The sequence below is a fragment of the Streptomyces sp. NPDC003697 genome (assembly GCF_053587115.1).
The window spans coordinates 1-2390 of the sequence record NZ_JBSFNN010000166.1 but is presented as its reverse complement, the minus strand read 5'-3'; the positions used below and the strand labels follow the sequence as shown (position 1 = coordinate 2390).

The following is a 2390-nucleotide window of genomic DNA, read 5'->3' as shown; positions in this document are numbered from 1 at the left end:
ACACAGTGGACGCGAGCAACTGAGGACAAGCCCTCGGCCTATTAGTACCGGTCACCTCCACACGTTACCGTGCTTCCAGATCCGGCCTATCAACCCAGTCGTCTACTGGGAGCCTTACCCCATCAAGTGGGTGGGAGTCCTCATCTCGAAGCAGGCTTCCCGCTTAGATGCTTTCAGCGGTTATCCCTCCCGAACGTAGCCAACCAGCCATGCCCTTGGCAGGACAACTGGCACACCAGAGGTTCGTCCGTCCCGGTCCTCTCGTACTAGGGACAGCCCTTCTCAAGACTCCTACGCGCACAGCGGATAGGGACCGAACTGTCTCACGACGTTCTAAACCCAGCTCGCGTACCGCTTTAATGGGCGAACAGCCCAACCCTTGGGACCGACTCCAGCCCCAGGATGCGACGAGCCGACATCGAGGTGCCAAACCATCCCGTCGATATGGACTCTTGGGGAAGATCAGCCTGTTATCCCCGGGGTACCTTTTATCCGTTGAGCGACGGCGCTTCCACAAGCCACCGCCGGATCACTAGTCCCGACTTTCGTCCCTGCTCGACCCGTCGGTCTCACAGTCAAGCTCCCTTGTGCACTTACACTCAACACCTGGTTACCAACCAGGCTGAGGGAACCTTTGGGCGCCTCCGTTACACTTTAGGAGGCAACCGCCCCAGTTAAACTACCCATCAGACACTGTCCCTGATCCGGATCACGGACCCAGGTTAGACATCCAGCACGACCAGAGTGGTATTTCAACGGCGACTCCACGGACACTGGCGTGCCCGCTTCACAGTCTCCCACCTATCCTACACAAGCCGAACCGAACACCAATATCAAACTGTAGTAAAGGTCCCGGGGTCTTTCCGTCCTGCTGCGCGAAACGAGCATCTTTACTCGTAGTGCAATTTCACCGGGCCTATGGTTGAGACAGTCGAGAAGTCGTTACGCCATTCGTGCAGGTCGGAACTTACCCGACAAGGAATTTCGCTACCTTAGGATGGTTATAGTTACCACCGCCGTTTACTGGCGCTTAAGTTCTCAGCTTCGCCCCACCGAAGTGGAGCTAACCGGTCCCCTTAACGTTCCAGCACCGGGCAGGCGTCAGTCCGTATACATCGCCTTACGGCTTCGCACGGACCTGTGTTTTTAGTAAACAGTCGCTTCTCGCTGGTCTCTGCGGCCACACCCAGCTCAGGGCGCAAAGGCCCATCACCGGACGTGGCCCCCCTTCTCCCGAAGTTACGGGGGCATTTTGCCGAGTTCCTTAACCATAGTTCACCCGAACGCCTCGGTATTCTCTACCTGACCACCTGAGTCGGTTTAGGGTACGGGCCGCCATGAAACTCGCTAGAGGCTTTTCTCGGCAGCATAGGATCATCCACTTCGCCACAATCGGCTCGGCATCGGGTCTCAGCCGAATGCAAGGCGGATTTACCTGCCTTGCGGCCTACACCCTTACCCCGGGACAACCACCGCCCGGGATGGACTACCTTCCTGCGTCACCCCATCACTCACCTACTACCAGCCTGGTTCGACGGCTCCACCACTCCGGATCACCCCGAAGGGATCACCGGCGGCTTCACGGCCTTAGCATCACTGGATTCGATGTTTGACGCTTCACAGCGGGTACCGGAATATCAACCGGTTATCCATCGACTACGCCTGTCGGCCTCGCCTTAGGTCCCGACTTACCCTGGGCAGATCAGCTTGACCCAGGAACCCTTGGTCAATCGGCGCACACGTTTCTCACGTGTGAATCGCTACTCATGCCTGCATTCTCACTCGTCAACCGTCCACAACTACCTTCCGGTGCTGCTTCACCCGGCAGACGACGCTCCCCTACCCATCACAGCCGGCGTTGGCCGTCATGCTGCAATGACACGACTTCGGCGGTACGCTTGAGCCCCGCTACATTGTCGGCGCGGAATCACTAGACCAGTGAGCTATTACGCACTCTTTCAAGGGTGGCTGCTTCTAAGCCAACCTCCTGGTTGTCTGTGCGACTCCACATCCTTTCCCACTTAGCGTACGCTTAGGGGCCTTAGTCGATGCTCTGGGCTGTTTCCCTCTCGACCATGGAGCTTATCCCCCACAGTCTCACTGCCGCGCTCTCACTTACCGGCATTCGGAGTTTGGCTAAGGTCAGTAACCCGGTAGGGCCCATCGCCTATCCAGTGCTCTACCTCCGGCAAGAAACACACGACGCTGCACCTAAATGCATTTCGGGGAGAACCAGCTATCACGGAGTTTGATTGGCCTTTCACCCCTAACCACAGGTCATCCCCCAGGTTTTCAACCCTGGTGGGTTCGGTCCTCCACGAAGTCTTACCTCCGCTTCAACCTGCCCATGGCTAGATCACTCCGCTTCGGGTCTTGAGCGCGCTACTGAA

At 57.5% G+C, this 2390-nt stretch carries 1 rRNA gene; it reads right to left on the bottom strand.

Annotated features, from left to right (window positions below):
• Positions 1 to 21 precede the first annotated feature (21 nt).
• Positions 22 to 2390 (bottom strand): 23S ribosomal RNA (locus tag ACWDNY_RS31325); the annotation flags it as partial.